Raw genomic sequence first — 16,552 nt, 5'->3', positions numbered from 1 at the left:
GAGAAAACAATGCCTTCCTTGTTCGATATTCTGGCACAGGCCCAGAACGGCAACGGCATGCAGGCGCTGGCCCAGCAGTTCGGGCTGTCGCAGCAGCAGACGCAGGCGGCGGTCGCGGCGCTGCTGCCGGCCTTTTCGCAGGGCCTGAAGCGCAATACGTCCGATCCTTATGGACTCGGCTCCTTCATGACGGCGATGGCCAGCGGCCAGCACGCCAAATATTTCGAGGATGCAAGCCGGGCCTTCTCGCCGCAGGGCCTCGATGAAGGCAACGGCATTCTCGGCCATTTGTTCGGCTCGAAGGACCTGTCGCGGGCCGTCGCCAGCCAGGCCGCCCAGGCGAGCGGCGTCAGCCAGCAGGTCCTGCAGCAGATGCTGCCGGCAATCGCCTCGATGATGATGGGCGGGCTGTTCAAGCAGACCACCAACCAGCTGGGCGGACAGATGCATGCGGCAGGCAGTGGCGGCAATCCGCTTGGCGAGCTCATCGAGCAGATGATGCGGCAGGCGGGCGGCGCCCAGGCGCCGGCCCCTCAGCCTGCAGGCCCCACGGATAACCCGCTCGGCAAGATGCTGCAGGACATGTTCGGCGGGCAGCAGCCGCAACAGACGCAGAGCCCTTACGGCGACAACCCGCTCGGCAAAGTGCTGCAGGACATGTTCGGCGGCGGGCAGCAGCCGCAAAGCCAGCCGCAGCAGACACAGAGCCCTTATGGTGACAATCCGCTCGGCAAAGTACTGCAGGATATGTTCGGCGGCGGCGTACCACAGCCGCAGCAGCCGCAGAACCAGCCCCAGCAAACACAGAACCCTTATGGTGACAATCCGCTCGGCAAAGTACTGCAGGACATGTTCGGCGGTGGCGCACCGCAGTCTCAGCCGCGTCAGGCGCCGCAGCAGCCCCAGGCGCCGCAGCCGCAGGCCAATCCGAGCGGCAGGCCGAGAAATCCGTTCGACGACCTGTTCGGCAAGATGTTCGAGACGGGCGCCCAGCAGCGCGACGACTACCAGAAAGGCATGGAGTCGATCTTCGACCAGTTCAAGCAGGGCATGGGCCGGCGGTAGAACCTGTTCCATCCCGATAAAAATCGCGATGGGGCTCTGTCAGTGCCGCCCAAAAAGAAAGCCCGGTCCTGGGAGGACCGGGCAGCGCGCAGGCTGGCCGGGGGGATCCGGCAGGGAGTGGGGAGCCTGCGTAACTTGGTGGCGTCGTGCCTCAAAAAGGTTCAACGCGCCCGAACGACGAAATCACGCGATCACACCACCTTGCGGGCAAGATCCTCGATCGTTTCGGCGCGCTCGACCGCGATGACGCGAAGCCGTTCGGTAGGATCGCGGCCAAAGGGCACACCGACAGCGACGTGCAGGTCGGCGCGGGTCAGGCCGATGTCGGCGAGCTCGGCATCCGACATCTCGCCGAGGCGATAAAAGGCGCGGCGGTTTTTCCAGGCGCGGTAAACATTGGCAGCGGCATTGGCCACGCGCGTCGCAACGGCCGGACGCGAAGTGATGCGCGAGGTCTCGGTAGCGAAATCAAACGTAGCCATGTCGGTCTCCTTCACATTCGAACGGGCGAAACCGGTCGATCGGGCGCTGGCGACAGCGGCCGTTCCGGCTTCGATTCACATGCCTTCATGTGGACAATCGGAATTTGCCATGGCGCGATTGATTAATCCAACGAATGTTTCTAATCTTTAGCATCAGCGTCAATGATGGATTAGGCCAATGAAAGCGCCGCTCGATCTCGATCAGTTGCAGACCTTCATCTCGATTGTCGACACCGGCAGCTTTACCCGCGCGGCGGAAGCGGTGCATCGGACCCAGTCTGCGGTGTCGATGCAGATGCGGCGGCTGGAGGAACGGATCGGCAAGCCGCTGTTCGAAAAAGACGGCCGCACCAACAGGCTGACCGAGGAGGGCGACCGGCTGCTCTCCTACGCAAGGCGGCTGCTTTATCTCAACAAGGAAACACTGGCCGCATTCGACGACCGCCGGCTCGAAGGCACCATCCGCATCGGCACGCCGGATGACTATGCCGATCGCTTCCTGCCCGAGATCATGGCGCGGTTTGCCCGTTCCAACCCGCATGTCGAACTGACCGTTATCTGCGAGCCGACGCCGGGACTGGTCGAACACATCAAGCGCGGCAATCTCGACCTGGCACTGGTGACGCACAACGACGCGCGCGGCCAGTCGGAAGTGGTGCGGCGCGAACCGCTGTTGTGGGTCACCTCGGCCAACCACGCGACGCATGAGCAGCCGATCCTGCCGATGGCCTTCGGCCGGCCGAACTGCATCTGGCGGCGCGCCGCCGCCGACGTGCTCGACCAGCAGAACCGCGACTACCGCATCCTGTTCACCAGCTTCTCGGCTACAGTCATCGCCGCGGCGGTGCTTTCCGGCCTGGCGATCTCGGTGCTGCCGGAATGCGCGCTCAGGCCCGGCATGCGGGTGCTGGGCGAGGCCGACGGTTTCGGCGCCCTGCCCGATTGCCGCATCGGCATCATGCGCGGCCAGACCTCGCGGCCGGAGATCGTCGATGCGCTCGCGCGCCACATTTCGGAAAGCCTGGACAACATTTCCGTGCCGCTTGGCGAAGAGACCGGGACGTTCGATTTCGCCGCGCTAGCCTTCGCCAAGATGAAGCGGACCAAGCCGAACCAGATCCTGCCGGGCTGGTGAGGGATTGCAATTGGGGCAGACATCGAACACGGCCGCCTTGACGGCGGCCAACAACCGTCCCCCAATCTGCCGATGAGCGACGCAGCATCCGAATCACGCACCAACGCCACCGAATACACGGTGAGCGAGATTTCCGGCGCGCTGAAGCGCACGGTCGAGGACGTCTTCGGCAATGTGCGGGTGCGCGGCGAGATTTCCGGCTATCGCGGACCGCATTCCTCCGGCCATGCCTATTTCTGCCTGAAGGACGATCGCGCGCGGCTCGACGCCGTGGTGTGGAAGACCGCGATGAGCCGGCTGAAATTCCGTCCCGAGGAAGGCATGGAGGTGATCGCCACCGGCCGGCTGACCACCTATCCCGGAAAGTCCACCTACCAGATCGTCATCGACAATCTCGAGCCGGCCGGTGCCGGTGCGCTGATGGCGCTGCTTGACGAGCGCAAGCGCCGGCTGCAGGCCGAAGGCCTGTTCGACGCGGCGCGCAAGCGGCGTCTGCCATTCATGCCGCGCGTCATCGGCGTCGTCACCTCGCCGACAGGCGCCGTCATCCGCGACATCATCCACCGCATCAAGGACCGGTTTCCGCTGCACGTGCTGGTCTGGCCGGTGCGGGTGCAGGGCGAGACGGCTGGTGCGGAAGTGACCGCTGCCGTCAACGGCTTCAACGCACTGCCATGGGACGGCGCCATCGCACGGCCCGACCTGTTGATCGTGGCGCGCGGCGGCGGCAGCCTGGAGGATCTGTGGGGCTTCAACGACGAAGCGCTCGCCCGGGCCGTCGCCGCATCGGGCATTCCGGTGATTTCCGCCGTCGGCCACGAGACCGACTGGACGCTGGTCGATCTGGCGGCGGATGTGCGGGCGCCGACGCCGACAGGCGCCGCCGAGATCGCCGTGCCGGTCAAGGTCGACCTCGAAGCGACGCTTGCCGGCCTTGGCGCGCGGTTGAAGACCGCACTGTCGCGCAATTTCGAACGAAAGCGGCAGGCGGCGCGCGCAGCCGCCCGGGCGCTGCCCTCGCCCGACCAGTTGCTGGCGCTGCCGCGGCGGCGCTTCGACGAGGCGACGAGCCGGCTCGGCCGGGCGCTGTCGGTCAGCGTCGAGCGCAAGCGGGGCAGGCTTCTGGGGCAGCGGCTGACGCCGGCGACTTTGTCGCGACGCATGAACGAAGCGCGCACGCTGACCCGCCGCGACCTTGCCCGTGCGCAAGCGGCGTTCTTCGCCATCGTGCGCGAGCGTCGGGCGCGGTTTTCACGCACGGCGACGAGACTGTCACCGGCGCCGATCGCCAGACGGCAGAAACTGCAAGGCGATGCCCTGCTGGCACTGACACGGCGGCAGGACCAGGCGATTTCGCGGCGGCTGGACCGGCTGCGTGGAAAGCTGACGCAGGCCGACCGGCTGCTGGCGACGCTCTCGCACAAGGCCGTGCTGGCGCGAGGCTTCGCGCTGGTCAAGGATGCGGACGGCGCGGTGATCAAGCATGCGGCGGAAGTCGCGTCGGGAATGGCGCTTTCGCTGGAGTTCGCCGACGGCACCGCCGATGCAGTCGCCATCAGTGGCACGGCGCGGCCGAAGACGGTTGCCAAGCCCGCGGCCAAGCTCAAGGCGCCGGGCGGCCAAGGTTCGCTTTTCTGAGGAAGAAATGACCGACCCGCATCTTGCGACGCCCTCGGGCAAACTGCGCGCCCGTGCCTTCGCCATCCCATTCGAGGGCACGCCAGGCCGCTTCAATGCCATCACCGATGTGCCTGGCGTGACGGTCGGCTATACCACGCTGATCTCGGGGGATGGGCCGCTCGTCGTCGGCAAGGGTCCGGTACGCACCGGCGTGACCGCGATCCTGCCACGGCCCAGAGACGAGTTGGCCGTCCCTGCGTTTGCGGGCGTGTTCAGCGCCAATGGCAATGGCGAACTGACCGGCTCGCATCTGATAGAGGAGCTCGGAGGGTTCAATCTTCCCATCACCATCACCAACACGCATTCCTGCGGCGTCAGCCGCGACGCAACGCTGCGCTGGATGCAGACGGTGCTGCCGCGAGCGCTCGACAGCGCCTGGGCGCTGCCGGTGGCGGGCGAGACCTATGATGGCTTCCTCAACGATATCAACGGCCATCATGTGAGCTTCGAGCACGTGTTTTCCGCGCTCGAAACGGCTGAAACCGGGCCGCTCGAAGAGGGTAGCGTCGGCGGCGGCACCGGCATGATTACCTTCGGCTTCAAGGCGGGATCGGGCACATCCTCGCGCAGCGTCGACTGGAACGGAGAGCGTTTTACGATCGGCTGCTTCGTCCAGTCGAATTTCGGTGCGCGGCGAAACCTCGTGATCCGTGGCATCAGGGCTGGAGCGGAACTCGCCGAACCGGCGATCCGGGACAACACGCCGCGAGCGGAAAAGAGCTCGATCATCGCGATCGTCGCCACCGACGCGCCATTCATGCCGCATCAGTTGAAACGGCTGGCGAAACGCGTGCCGCTCGGCGTCGCGCTGACCGGCGGCTATGGATATAATTCATCCGGCGATATTTTTCTGGCCTTCAGCACGGCCAATGCCGATGCGGCGCGCGGCGCGGCCGGCAAATTGGCCAGCGCCGGTTACATACCGGATGCCGACATCAATCCGTTCTTCGACGCCGTCGTTCAGAGCGTGGAGGAAGCAATCCTCAACGCGCTGGTCGCCAATGAAGACATGACCGGGCGCGACGGCAATTTCGTGCCGGCGTTGCCTAAAACATGGCTCCAAGAGAGATTTGTCAAAGCTGCGCGGCGATAAGACCGCGCAACTGCATCAGACAGGCAATGTTCGCCCGGCAGGTTTTGCCGTCAGCCGGCGGGCTTATTCGAATGCCGCTCGTCCTGCTCGGCCTCGGCCGCTTCTTCGAGCCTTGAAGCAATGAGCTCCTGAATGTCGCCGACCTCTTCCTGGATATCCTCCAGGGGTATGCCGGCTTCGGCGGCCTTGGCCGCACATTCCCTGGCGAGGGTCTCGGCCTGCTTCTCGATTCTGGCTGGCGAGGGCTGGCAGTGGACTTTTTCGCCAATCCACCCGCGCAAGAACTCGATCGCGTGTTCACTCATACTGCTGTTTCCCTAGCGGCTATGCCGGTTGGTAATCATAAACGTCGGCATCTTCGAAAAGATGCGTGCTGCCATTCGAGCCGAGTCGGCTTCGCCCGGCAAGCCGAACTTGTCCGAGGTCCACAGAGCCGAAGGGAATGGAGGGTTCAAGGAGCACGTTCTAGTTCTTGAGGACTGATTCTCTCGAGGAAACTTTCGACCCGCGCTATTGTTTCTATTTGCTTTTTTTCGGTTTTCAAGCCGTTTTAGATCACAATAGATGTCACAATAGCTAGCACATTTACCGCGCTCTCGCTGGCACGACATAAAAGGCGAGCCGTCAAAGCCGCCGCTATATAGTGACAAGCATTTGCAATGTCGACTCTGCTCGCGGTCCTGCTTCTTTCCGCCGCGCTTGCTGGGAGATATGTGGTGTGACGGGCCTTGCAGTGCAAGCTGCCGAGCGCCTCATGCAAGGCATGCAACAGCGTCTTGTGGAACCCTGAAGTGCTTGTCTCAGGGCGGCTCTCTACCGCTGGCGATAAAGGATCATGCCGGCATGATAGAGGACGCCTTCGACGAACTCACCATCCGCGGTGAAGCCCGTATCGTCCCAGTATTCTATGTGATTGCCCTGCACTTCATAGCGTCCCCGATAGGCGCTCTCGCGGTCACCGCGCGCTTCGTCATGACGGCCGTTCGGCAGGAGTTCGTGCCTGATATGGCGATCCTCGGTGACCCACATTCCGACATAGGGGTGATCTTGGTGCGTCATTGGTTGCTCCGCAAGAATTGGAGTTGAAGGAAGGGTCAGGCCGGTTGGAGCTACTGCGACGGCAATACCCGTAAGCACTGCGGCCAAAGTGGATCGCATCAATGCGCCGCCTTCGTCGGGCGCACGACGATCTCGTTGACGTCGACATCGTCGGGCTGTTCGATTGCGTAGCGCACTGCCCTGGCGATGGCATCGGGTTGCAGCGCAATAGCACGCCAGGTTTTCATGGCGGCGGCAGCGGCTTCGTCGGAGATCGTCTTCGCCAGCTCGCTTTCCACCACGCCAGGATGAATGCAGGTTACGCGGATATCGTCACTCTCCTGGCGGAGCCCATCGGAAATCGCGCGGACAGCGTATTTCGTTGCGCAATAAACGGCAGCCGTGGGCGAGACGGCCAGCGCGCCGATGGAACCGATATTGATGATATGCCCGGAACCACGTGCCGTCATCTCGGGCAGGACCGCCGCGATGCCGTACAGAACACCCTTGATGTTGACGTCCACCATCAGCTCCCACTCGTCGACCTTCATGGCTGCCATGGCCGACAGCGGCATGACGCTCGCATTGTTGACGATGACATCGACCTGGCCCCATTCGGCCCGGGCGGCATCGGCGAATGCTGCGACATCCTCCCTTCTGGTGACGTCCAGCGCTCGCACGCGAACTGTTCCACCAGCTGCCTCGATTTCGGCCGCAAGCGCTTCAAGGCGGTCGGTGCGGCGTGCGCCGAGCATCAGCTTCGCACCTGCCACGCCAAGTTCGCGGGCAATGCCAGCGCCGATGCCGCTGGAGGCACCGGTGATCAGAACAACTTTGTTCATGGTCCTCGAGATGATCCTTTTGGTTCTGTGATTATTTTCACGACGTGAAGGGTGGCGCATGGGTGAGCTCCCGCAGTGCGCCGACCCTATTGGGACTCACTGGGCGGTGTAGCCGCCATCGACCAGAAGCAAGGCCCCGGTGATGAAGCTGGACGCCGGCGAGGCAAGAAAGGCGATGGCCTCGGCAACTTCTTGCGGCTGGCCGATCCGGCCGATCGGATGCGCATCGCCGAAGCTGCGCAGCATCTCCCGGCCATTTTCCACCACGCCTTCCATGATGTCGGTTTCGATCACGCCAGGGGCAACGGCGTTGCAGCGAATGCGCATGCGCCCATATTCGATCGCGATCACCTTGGTCAGCTGTGCGACAGCCGCCTTGGAGGAGGCATAGGCCGCCTGCGTCTCGAAGGCCGCGACGGCCGAGATCGACGAGACATTGACGATCGAGCCGCCACCGCCGGCGACCATCAATTCCACTGCGGCCCGGGCGGTGACAAAGCTGCCGCGCGCATTGATCTGCAGAATGCGGTCATAGTCGTCGACCGAGGTCTCCGTCAGACGTTTGTTGAGCGTGCGACCGGCATTGTTCACGACGATGTCCAGTCGTCCGAAGCGCTTCGCCGCGAGTTCGACCGAGCGTCTGGCCAGATCCTCGTCGGCGACATCGCCGACCAGGGTTGCCACGTCCTCGGCTTCCAACTCGCGTACGCTGTCGCTGAGATCGCTTGCCACGATCCGGGCGCCCCGCGCCCGCAGCAGTTCCGCCGCGCAGCGGCCGATGCCGCGTGCCGCGCCCGTCACGAGGGCGACTTTTCCATCCAGGTCCCAAGAAGAAGGGAGTGATGTCATGGGATATCTCCTTTGTCGACCGGCTTCGGCTTGGATCGGGAGGATCAAGCCTTCTTGCCGTTGCGACAGAGATAGAGCCATGGCATTGTCGCGATAACCCGCCCGCCGTTAACCTCGATGGTAAGTTTTACTAACCAATGGACATCGATCTCAATGCAATTGCCGTCTTCGTCGCGGTGGCCGAGGAACGCAATTTTCGCGCTGCGGCAGACCGGCTGGGCGTGACGCGCTCAGCGGTCAGCCAGAGCATCCTCAGGCTTGAACAGCGCCTTGGCATCGCATTACTGCAGCGCACGACACGCAGCGTTAACCTGACCGAAGCGGGCGAGCGCCTGCTGGCGAGCGTCGCACCGGCGATAGCCGATGTGAACGCGGCAGTCGAAGCCATCACGGAGTTTCTGGACCGCCCGCGCGGCCGCCTGCGGATCGCGGTTTCGTCGATCGCCGAGGCCTTTCTGTCAGGACCGTTGCTGGCGTCCTTTGCAGAAAAGTTTCCCGAGGTGCATCTGGATATTGTGGTCACCGACGAGGAATTCGACATCGTTGCCGAAGGCTATGATGCGGGAGTAAGGCTCGGCGAAGTGATCGAGCAGGATATGATTGCCGTGCCGGTGTCGGGCGATCAGCGACAGATGGCCGTCTGCGCCCCGCGCTATCTCGAAAAGTTCGGAGCACCCGCCCATCCGCGCGAGCTTGTGGCTCATCGCTGTATCGGCTGGCGGCCGGCGCCGGGAGTTTCGCCCTATCGGTGGGAGTTTGGCGAGGACGGGCGCGAGTTCGACGTGGCGGTTGCGCCCGAGATCACCACCAACGACATGTGGCTGATGATCCGGCTGGCCGTTGCTGGCGCCGGGATCACGTTTGGCATGGCGGACACATTCCGCCCCTGGATCGACCGCGGCGAGCTCGTGCCAATCCTCGACGGCTATTTTCCGCCGTTTGCCGGCTTCTATCTTTATTTTCCCAGCCGACGGAATATCGCGCCGAAGCTGAGAGCCCTCGTGGATCACCTGCGCGGTGCGCGTCAGGCGGGATCGCAGGTGACCGCGCCAGGATCGTAAAGATCGCTTGGCGCTATTGGTCAGAAACCCTGGCTGAAAGCTGAATGGTACCGTTGGCTGGGATCGAACCAGCGACCTCCGGATCCACAATCCGGCGCTCTAACCATCTGAGCTACAACGGCACGCTTGCCCGAGCGAGATCCAGACGGAACGTTCATTCTCCGGGACCCGCTCTGTCGTTCGGCGATGCGTCCATACGGGCTATCGGAGTTTAATTCAAGGCTTTTGGCAAAGCAAAGGATCGCTCCGGCATCGCGTCATTTTTCGCCGGACAAAGAAAAGGCCGGCGGGAGGAGGTGCCGGCCTTTTCCTGTTACGAGCCAGCGGGAGGAGGTGCTGGCTGGTTATCCCGGTGAGCAGAGGGAGGAGGTTCCACCCGCCGGGTATTCGCTTAAACCACTATATCGCACACCTATTTGTCTGACGAAATGCGACCTTTTGATGCATCGTCAAACTGTGTGCAAATATTAGGCGATCTTAATTTCTTTCACGGCCTTCTCGAAGGCGGTCTTGATCGGCTTGGATACGTCCTCGGCCGCCTTGGCAGCAACCGCCTGGAAGTCCTTGGCCTGCTCGACGGTCATTTCGACGCGCTTGCGCAGGAAAGCAGTCTGCAACTCAACGACTTCCGACAGCGACTTGGCGCCGATCAGCGCTTCGAAATGCGAGAAGCCAGCTTCGGCATTGGCGCGCAGGGCGGCAATGGTCTTGAGCGACAGGTCGCTGGACACGGTCTTGGCGGTCTCGTAGGTCGATTCCAGAGCCTTCTGGGTCTCCTCGGCGCCGGTCTTCAGCTTGGCATAGGCCTCTTTCGACTGCTCGACGCCCTTTTCGGCGAAGGCGCGCATCTGGTCGGTGGCCTTGGAAGCGTCGAAGCTCGGGAATTCAACGTTTTCGATCGTGTCAGTCTTGGTCCTTGACATTTTCCATCCTTTTCAGCGCAGCGGCTTTGACAGAAAGCCGTCTCGTTCATCTATCATGGCAACATAAAGGCAAATTTTGTGCATTGCAACATGTTTGTTGCATCGCACCATAAATTATTTGTCTCGCGGCGTTAACCACGCGCCTAGAGATTCCATTGGTTGCACGCTATGACTTGTGGACCTTCGCGCCGTCGGCTTTTATTAACAAAGCGTTAACCGCAAATTGCCCGCTCTGTGAGGGTCCCCAAGCGCATGCCGGCTGAAAACTACTCCTTCCTCGATGTCGCCGTGCTCGACGCGGTCCGCCTGCGCTTCGCCGCCGGCGACGCGATCGCCATTTTGTCGGCAGATCTCGAGCAGGTGATCTGGGCCAACGGCCCCGGCGCGGCGGTATTCGGCTATCCCGACATCGGCGCGATCATCGGCGCCTCGGCAGGTTTGCCGCTGATCGCCAGGCGCCAGATCATGGCGACCAGCGGTTTTCCGCAGATCGGCCTCGACCGTGCCATCACGGTCCGGCTGGCGACCGGCCTGACCAGCCGCGCGGTCGGCTTCCTGGCCAGCGCGGTGACCATGCCCGATGGCGAGGAAGCCATCGTGCTGGCGCTACCGGCGGCGCAGACCGGCTCGCGCAGCGCGGCCGAGATCGCCGATCGCGCCATCGGTGGCTTTACCGAAGACGGCCACTACATCGCCTTTGTCGACGCCAAGGGCAATATCGACGCCGCCTCGGACGGCTTTTCGGCGCTCGGTATCCGGCCCGAGACGCTGGCCGCGCTTGTCGCCGACGTGGCGAACGAGAGCGACCGCATCGTCAAGCGCCTGGTTCCGGGGGGATCCCGTTCCTATCCGGCGGGCCTTGCCCGGCTGACGGACGAGCGGCACCTGCTGGTGGTGATCGACGAGGACCGGCTTGACGGCGAGGCCCCTGCTGGCGAGCGTGCCGGCGCGGAAACCGAGCCAGCAGCGGCACCGAGCGGTGGCGATCTTCCCCAGCCAACGGATCAGGACAACGAGCAGCCAATCGGCAGCACCGGCGCGGCGGAAATCGACCCTGCAGCGATCGAAGGCACCTCCGCATCGGCGGAGCACGAACCTGTCGACGCGGCCGACAATCACCGCACGGTTGGCGAAGCGCCGACGCTGCATGACCATTGGTACTTCAATGCCGGCGACGACGCGCAGGGCCTGCCCGGGACAGCTGCGTCCGGCAAAGTCGAGACCAGCCCGGACGCTTCGCAGGCCGGCGCGGATAGTTCGCCGGAAAGCGCCGCAAAAGCCACCAAAGCCGCCTCCCCGGCCGAACACCGCGGTTCGGCGATCGATCGCACGGCGGCACCCATGCGTTTCGTCTGGCGTACCGACGCGGAGGGCCGGTTCAGCGCCCTGTCGCCGGAATTTGCCGAGCTCGTCGGCAAGCCGGCCGCCGACGTCATCGGCCGCCGCTTCGAGGATGTTTCGGCCGCCTATGGCCTCGATGCTTCTGGCGAGATTGCCGGCCTGCTCGAACGGCGCGACACCTGGTCCGGCCGCTCCGTGCTGTGGCCGGTCGCCGGCACCGATCGGAAGATACCCGTCGATCTGGCGGCCCTCCCGGTTTACAGCCGCAGCCGCGTTTTCGAAGGTTTTCGCGGTTTCGGCGTTGCCCGCAGCGGCGATGCGGTGGTCGATCCGGACGCGGCCGGCATGGCCCTTGTCGCCGAGGAGATACCTGCCGAGACCATCGGGCCGGAAGCCGTCGAACCTCTCCCCGAGACACCGAAACCCGCCGATCCGTTCAGGGGCGAAGTGCCGGCATTGACCATCGTGCCAAAGCCCGAGCGGCGCTTTGCCGACAAGGTGATCCGGCTGGCCGAGCACCGGCAGCCGGCCAACGACAAGGGCCTGTCGACGCTGGAACGCAGCGCGTTTCGAGAGATTGGCGAGCGTCTCAAGAAGGACAGCACCCCGGCCGAAGAACAGCCCAGCGCCGGAAGGCCGAAGCCGGTTGCGACCAAAGTCGAGGCAGCCGGCAAGGCCGACGAGCCAAAGCTGAAAGAAGCCGGCCCGACGGACAAGGGTGAGATGCCGGCGCAAGGTCCGGAAAGCGGGGCGGCTGCCGCCGAACCGCCCGAGGCCGATGCCGAAGACCAGAAGGATCTTGCCCGGCTCGACGGCGAGCAGCCTGATGAGGCGGTAGCCGAGGCGCAAGCCAGCGAACCCGTCACACGCCCTGTTTCCGGATCGCTGCTCGACTATGCCGACCGCGAACCAAGCGATGAAGCGCAGGAAGGCGTTGAGCCCAGCACGAACCGTCGAACGATCGTCGCCGAAGCGCCGCAGGATGGCAACGACGACAGCATGACAGCCGAAGATTTCCGTGACGCCGAGGACAGCGAGGATTGGTCCGAAGACAGCGCAGCCGACGTTGCCGGCCAGGTGCCGCCCAGCGAGCGGCCGCAGGCACCACCGCTCAAACTCGACGGCTTCGTGCCGTCGGCGTTTGCCGGAGAGGACAACAAGGGGCCGGATACCTCGATCCTCGGCAAGCTGCCAGTGCCGGTGCTTATCCATTCCGGCGACCAGCTGCATTACGCGAACGACGAATTCCTCGGCTTGACCGGCTATGCGACGCTCAATGCCCTGGACGAGGCCGGCGGGCTCGGCGCGCTGTTTGCCGACCCTTATGCCGACGACGGCAGTTCGGACGGCGGCGACCGCTCATTACGGCTGAAGACGCGCGACGGTCAGGAGTTTCCGATCGACGCGATTTTACGCTCCGTCCCCTGGGGAAACGGCAAGGCACTGATGCTGGTCGTACGCCGTTCCGGCGACGACGAGGCAGCAGCCATTCCACGTGGCGCCGCCGACGACCAAACGCAGCCGGATGTTTCCGAGCTCAAGGCACGCATTGCCGAGATGCGCACCATCATCGACACCGCCACCGACGGCGTCGTGCTGATCGGCCGTAACGGAACGATCCGTTCAATTAGCCGTCCGGCGGAGGCGCTGTTCGGCTTCGACAGCGACGAGGTGACCGGCAAACAGTTCGTCTCGCTGTTTGCGATCGAAAGCCAGCGCGCGGCGCGTGACTATCTCGAGGGGTTGTCGGAGCCCGGCGTTGCGAGTGTGATGAACGATGGCCGCGAGGTGATCGGACGCGAGGCGCAGGGGCGCTTCATTCCGCTGTTCATGACCATCGGCAGGCTGCCCAACGACAGCGGCTTCTGCGCGGTGGTGCGGGACATCACCCAGTGGAAGCGGGCCGAAGAGGACCTGACCCAGGCGCGCGCGGTCGCCGAGCGCGCCTCGTCGCAGAAGACCGATTTTCTGGCCCGCATCAGCCACGAGATCCGCACGCCGCTCAACGCCATCATCGGCTTTTCCGAGCTGATGGTCGACGAGAAATTCGGGCCGGTGGCCAATGACCGCTATCGCGATTATCTGCGCGACATCAACCGTTCGGGCAACCACGTGCTCGATCTGGTCAACGACCTGCTCGACATTTCGAAAATCGAGGCCGGCCAGCAGGAGATGGCCTATGAGGCGGTGTCGCTCAACGACACACTGGCCGAGACCGTGGCGATGATGCAGCCGCAAGCCAACCGGGAGCGCGTCATCATCCGCTCCAGCTTCGCCTCGCGGCTGCCGGAAGTGGTGGCCGATCTGCGCAGTGTGCGGCAGATCGCGCTCAACATCCTGTCGAACGCCGTCCGCTACACGCAGGCCGGCGGCCAGGTGATCGTGTCGACGGCCTACGAGATCTCCGGCGATGTCGTCATGCGCGTGCGCGATACCGGCATAGGCATGAGCCAGTCCGAGATCGAGCAGGCACTGAAGCCGTTCAAGCAGATCAATGCGCTGAAGCGCGGCCGCGGCGATGGCACCGGTCTCGGGCTGCCGTTGACCAAGGCGATGGTCGAAGCGAACCGTGCCCGGTTCACCATCAATTCGACGCCCGGCGAGGGAACCCTGGTCGAAGTCGCCTTTCCCTCGACCCGCGTGCTCGCCGGTTAGCTATAGCGGTGCAAAGAAAAAAGGCGTCCAACAGGACGCCTTGAATGATAGAATTGCTGTCACAACGGGGCTTGAGCGAATCAGATCCTCTCGGGGCTAAGAGGAACGGGATTTCTCCCTCAAGTTACGCACGACTATCGATGCCGGGCCTTAACAAAACCTTACCGCCACGCCGGAAAGTTTACCAATGTGTACCACTCATGAAATCTAGGTAAATTCCGAAGAGATAATTTGTTAACGATACCGGAGACCTCAAAACGGCTCCGACCTTGGACCCCGGGATCAGTCGGCGAGCTGCGGCAGGTTGCGGAACAGCTCGAGCGCTTCGGGATTGGCGAGCGCTTCCTTGTTCTTGATGGCGCGGCCATGCACCATGTCGCGTACCGCGAGCTCGGTGATCTTGCCGGATTTGGTTCGCGGAATATCGCTGACGGCGATGATCTTGGCCGGCACGTGGCGCGGGCTCGCCCCGGTGCGGATTTTCGCGCGGATGCGTTTTTCCAGCTCGCCATCGAGCTCGACGCCGGCCGCCAGCCGCACGAACAGCACGACGCGAACGTCATTGTCGAAATCCTGGCCGATGCACAGCGCTTCGAGGATTTCCGGCATTTGCTCGACCTGATTGTAGATCTCCGCCGTGCCGATCCTGACACCGCCCGGATTGAGCGTGGCGTCGGAACGGCCATGGATGATCAGGCCGCCGTGGGCGGTCCATTCGGCGAAATCGCCGTGGCACCAGACATTGTCGAAACGTTCGAAATAGGCGGCTTTGTATTTCCTGCCGTCAGGGTCGTTCCAGAATCCGATCGGCATCGCCGGAAACGCCTTGGTGCAGACGAGCTCGCCCTTCTCCTGGCGGAGCGGCCGGCCGTCATCGTCCCAGACATCGACGGCAAGACCGAGCCCGGGCCCCTGGATCTCGCCGGTCCATACCGGTTCGATCGGCACGCCGAGCACGAAGCAGGAGACGATATCGGTGCCGCCGGAAATCGAAGCCAGATGCACGTCCTTCTTGATGCCTTCATAGACGAAGCGGAAATCTTCCGGCGATAGCGGCGAGCCGGTCGAGGAGATGGTGCGCACGCTGGAAAGATCATGCGTGCGGATCGGCTTGAGGCCGGCCTTGCGCACGGAATCGATGAATTTGGCCGAGGTGCCGAAATAGGTCATCTTTTCGGCATCGGCGAAGTCGAACAGCGCATTGCCGTCCGGGTAGAACGGCGAGCCGTCGTAGAGCAGCAAGGTGGCGCCCGATGCCAGGCCCGACACCAGCCAGTTCCACATCATCCAGCCGCAGGTGGTGAAGTAGAAGAAGCGGTCGCCGTCGAGCAGGCCGGCATGCAGCCGTTCTTCCTTGACGTGCTGGATCAGCGTTCCGCCGGCCGAATGGACAATGCATTTGGGAATGCCGGTCGTGCCCGATGAAAACAGGATGTACAGCGGATGCGAAAACGGCAGCCTCTCGTAGCTGATAGGCCTGGCGGCAAAGGGTGACAGCGCCTCTTCCAGCGCAGCCGCCTTGCCGATGGTCGCCGCGACGTCGGTCGAGGTGCCGAGATAGTCGACAATGAGGACTTTGCGGACGGTGGCGAGCTTGCCCGCCACGGCCGCGATCTTGTCGGCGACTTCGATCGCCTTGCCATTGTACCAGTAGCCGTCCGGCGCGATGAATATGACCGGCTCGATCTGGCCGAACCGGTCGAGAACCCCCTGCTCGCCGAAATCTGGAGAGCAGGACGACCAGACCGCGCCGATCGAGGCGGCCGCCAGCATCGCAGCAACAGTCTCCGGCATGTTGGGCATCATAGCTGCGATGCGGTCGCCCTTCTTCACCTTGAGCGACAGGAAAAGCTGCTGCAAGCGCGAGGTCAGCGCTTGCAGCTCGTTCCAGGACAGCCGCCGCTCGACCTTGTCCTCGCCGCGAAAGACGATTGCGTCGCCAAGGCCGGTTTTCTTGAGGAGATTCTCGGCGAAGTTCAGCTTCGCATCAGGGAAGAAGGTCGCGCCGGGCATCTTGTCGCCATCGACCAGCACGCGTTCGCCCTTGTCGCCGACGATGCCACAAAAGTCCCAGACCAGGCTCCAGAAGGTCTCGCGGTCATCGATCGACCAGCGATGCAGGTCGGTATAGGAGGAGAAAGCCTTGCCGGCCACGCTCGCCGCGGCGTTCATGAAGGCAGTCATCGGCGCCGCGTCGATCTGCTCTTGCGTCGGGATCCAGAGCGGTGCGTCGTCAGCCATCATTGTTTCTCCGCAGGCTGCATCGCTTATGCATATCGCGATGCAGCAGAGCAAGATTTTGTTGGACCGCGCCGGTCAGGGTGTGCGCAAATGCCATCGCCGGGCCATAAAGACTTGAAATGCGTCAGCCGTCGGTTACACCCGTCG

The 16,552-nt window shown here is 63.4% G+C and carries 13 protein-coding genes and 1 tRNA gene; 6 read left to right on the top strand and 8 right to left on the bottom strand.

The features are described 5' to 3' along the window. Positions 1-9: 9 nt before the first annotated feature. Complete coding sequence (locus tag NKH21_RS26470; RefSeq protein ID WP_352664003.1) at positions 10-1,065, top strand: DUF937 domain-containing protein; 1,056 nt, start codon at positions 10-12, stop codon at positions 1,063-1,065. A 191-nt stretch (positions 1,066-1,256) separates the two neighbouring features. Here NKH21_RS26470 and NKH21_RS26465 read toward each other — a convergent pair whose 3' ends face one another. Then, a complete protein-coding gene (locus NKH21_RS26465; protein WP_254819306.1) occupies positions 1,257-1,547 on the bottom strand; it encodes a DUF1127 domain-containing protein in 291 nt (96 codons plus the stop codon). A gap of 178 nt (positions 1,548-1,725) precedes the next feature. On the opposite strand from NKH21_RS26465, the gene NKH21_RS26460 reads away from it, so the two are divergent. From NKH21_RS26460 to NKH21_RS26450, 3 genes are all read left to right on the top strand, one after another. After that, a complete protein-coding gene (locus NKH21_RS26460) occupies positions 1,726-2,682 on the top strand; it encodes a LysR substrate-binding domain-containing protein (protein ID WP_023716458.1) in 957 nt (318 codons plus the stop codon). A 72-nt stretch (positions 2,683-2,754) separates the two neighbouring features. Further along, the gene (xseA, locus tag NKH21_RS26455) at positions 2,755-4,320 is read left to right on the top strand and encodes an exodeoxyribonuclease VII large subunit (RefSeq protein ID WP_352664005.1); all 1,566 of its coding nucleotides are present in this window, start codon (positions 2,755-2,757) and stop codon (positions 4,318-4,320) included. Between the two features lie 7 nt (positions 4,321-4,327). Continuing rightward, on the top strand, positions 4,328-5,455 hold the full coding sequence (locus NKH21_RS26450; RefSeq protein ID WP_352868519.1) for a DmpA family aminopeptidase: 1,128 nt from the start codon (positions 4,328-4,330) through the stop codon (positions 5,453-5,455). A gap of 50 nt (positions 5,456-5,505) precedes the next feature. Here the strand turns inward: NKH21_RS26450 and NKH21_RS26445 are convergent, their stop codons facing one another. The 4 genes from NKH21_RS26445 to NKH21_RS26430 all read right to left on the bottom strand — a co-directional run bounded on the left by NKH21_RS26445 (position 5,506) and on the right by NKH21_RS26430 (position 8,184). Further along, on the bottom strand, positions 5,506-5,760 hold the full coding sequence (locus NKH21_RS26445; protein ID WP_352465001.1) for a hypothetical protein: 255 nt from the start codon (positions 5,758-5,760) through the stop codon (positions 5,506-5,508). A 508-nt stretch (positions 5,761-6,268) separates the two neighbouring features. Beyond that, positions 6,269-6,613, bottom strand: coding sequence for an Atu4866 domain-containing protein (locus NKH21_RS26440; RefSeq protein ID WP_352664009.1), 345 nt, complete (start codon positions 6,611-6,613; stop codon positions 6,269-6,271). Continuing rightward, on the bottom strand, positions 6,613-7,335 hold the full coding sequence (locus NKH21_RS26435; RefSeq protein WP_352664011.1) for an SDR family oxidoreductase: 723 nt from the start codon (positions 7,333-7,335) through the stop codon (positions 6,613-6,615). The genes NKH21_RS26440 and NKH21_RS26435 overlap by 1 nt, the downstream gene beginning before the upstream one ends. A 96-nt stretch (positions 7,336-7,431) precedes the next feature. Then, positions 7,432-8,184 carry an SDR family NAD(P)-dependent oxidoreductase gene (locus NKH21_RS26430; protein WP_352664013.1) on the bottom strand — a complete coding sequence of 251 codons (753 nt, stop codon included), beginning with the start codon at positions 8,182-8,184 and terminating at the stop codon, positions 7,432-7,434. A 137-nt stretch (positions 8,185-8,321) separates the two neighbouring features. Here NKH21_RS26430 and NKH21_RS26425 point away from each other — a divergent pair, with 137 nt between their 5' ends. Next, the gene (locus NKH21_RS26425) at positions 8,322-9,245 is read left to right on the top strand and encodes a LysR family transcriptional regulator (protein WP_352664015.1); all 924 of its coding nucleotides are present in this window, start codon (positions 8,322-8,324) and stop codon (positions 9,243-9,245) included. 45 nt (positions 9,246-9,290) lie between these two features. Here the strand turns inward: NKH21_RS26425 and NKH21_RS26420 are convergent. Both NKH21_RS26420 and NKH21_RS26415 read right to left on the bottom strand, forming a co-directional pair. Next, positions 9,291-9,367: transfer RNA gene (locus tag NKH21_RS26420), tRNA-His, on the bottom strand. Between the two features lie 345 nt (positions 9,368-9,712). Beyond that, positions 9,713-10,168: a phasin gene (locus NKH21_RS26415; RefSeq protein ID WP_352664017.1), complete on the bottom strand. Its 456-nt coding sequence runs from the start codon at positions 10,166-10,168 to the stop codon at positions 9,713-9,715. Positions 10,169-10,420: 252 nt separating this feature from the next. On the opposite strand from NKH21_RS26415, the gene NKH21_RS26410 reads away from it, so the two are divergent. Continuing rightward, positions 10,421-14,164: a PAS domain S-box protein gene (locus tag NKH21_RS26410; RefSeq protein ID WP_352868514.1), complete on the top strand. Its 3,744-nt coding sequence runs from the start codon at positions 10,421-10,423 to the stop codon at positions 14,162-14,164. 282 nt (positions 14,165-14,446) lie between these two features. On the opposite strand, the gene NKH21_RS26405 is transcribed toward NKH21_RS26410, so the two are convergent. Beyond that, positions 14,447-16,405 (bottom strand): acetoacetate--CoA ligase, encoded by a 1,959-nt coding sequence (locus NKH21_RS26405; RefSeq protein ID WP_352664021.1) that lies wholly within the window; start codon positions 16,403-16,405, stop codon positions 14,447-14,449. Positions 16,406-16,552 lie beyond the last annotated feature (147 nt).

It is taken from the genome of Mesorhizobium sp. M1329, assembly GCF_040318035.1.
Lineage (GTDB): Bacteria > Pseudomonadota > Alphaproteobacteria > Rhizobiales > Rhizobiaceae > Mesorhizobium.
Note: the sequence above shows the minus strand (reverse complement) of the source record. Positions and strands in the feature narration are given on the sequence as shown.

Coding starts and splice junctions, on each gene's coding strand:
- NKH21_RS26470 (WP_352664003.1), top strand. CDS start 10: ATGCCTTCCTTGTTCGATATTCTGGCACAGGCCCAGAACGGCAACGGC.
- NKH21_RS26465 (WP_254819306.1), bottom strand. CDS start 1,547: ATGGCTACGTTTGATTTCGCTACCGAGACCTCGCGCATCACTTCGCGT.
- NKH21_RS26460 (WP_023716458.1), top strand. CDS start 1,726: ATGAAAGCGCCGCTCGATCTCGATCAGTTGCAGACCTTCATCTCGATT.
- xseA (WP_352664005.1), top strand. CDS start 2,755: ATGAGCGACGCAGCATCCGAATCACGCACCAACGCCACCGAATACACG.
- NKH21_RS26450 (WP_352868519.1), top strand. CDS start 4,328: ATGACCGACCCGCATCTTGCGACGCCCTCGGGCAAACTGCGCGCCCGT.
- NKH21_RS26445 (WP_352465001.1), bottom strand. CDS start 5,760: ATGAGTGAACACGCGATCGAGTTCTTGCGCGGGTGGATTGGCGAAAAA.
- NKH21_RS26440 (WP_352664009.1), bottom strand. CDS start 6,613: ATGCGATCCACTTTGGCCGCAGTGCTTACGGGTATTGCCGTCGCAGTA.
- NKH21_RS26435 (WP_352664011.1), bottom strand. CDS start 7,335: ATGAACAAAGTTGTTCTGATCACCGGTGCCTCCAGCGGCATCGGCGCT.
- NKH21_RS26430 (WP_352664013.1), bottom strand. CDS start 8,184: ATGACATCACTCCCTTCTTCTTGGGACCTGGATGGAAAAGTCGCCCTC.
- NKH21_RS26425 (WP_352664015.1), top strand. CDS start 8,322: ATGGACATCGATCTCAATGCAATTGCCGTCTTCGTCGCGGTGGCCGAG.
- NKH21_RS26415 (WP_352664017.1), bottom strand. CDS start 10,168: ATGTCAAGGACCAAGACTGACACGATCGAAAACGTTGAATTCCCGAGC.
- NKH21_RS26410 (WP_352868514.1), top strand. CDS start 10,421: ATGCCGGCTGAAAACTACTCCTTCCTCGATGTCGCCGTGCTCGACGCG.
- NKH21_RS26405 (WP_352664021.1), bottom strand. CDS start 16,405: ATGGCTGACGACGCACCGCTCTGGATCCCGACGCAAGAGCAGATCGAC.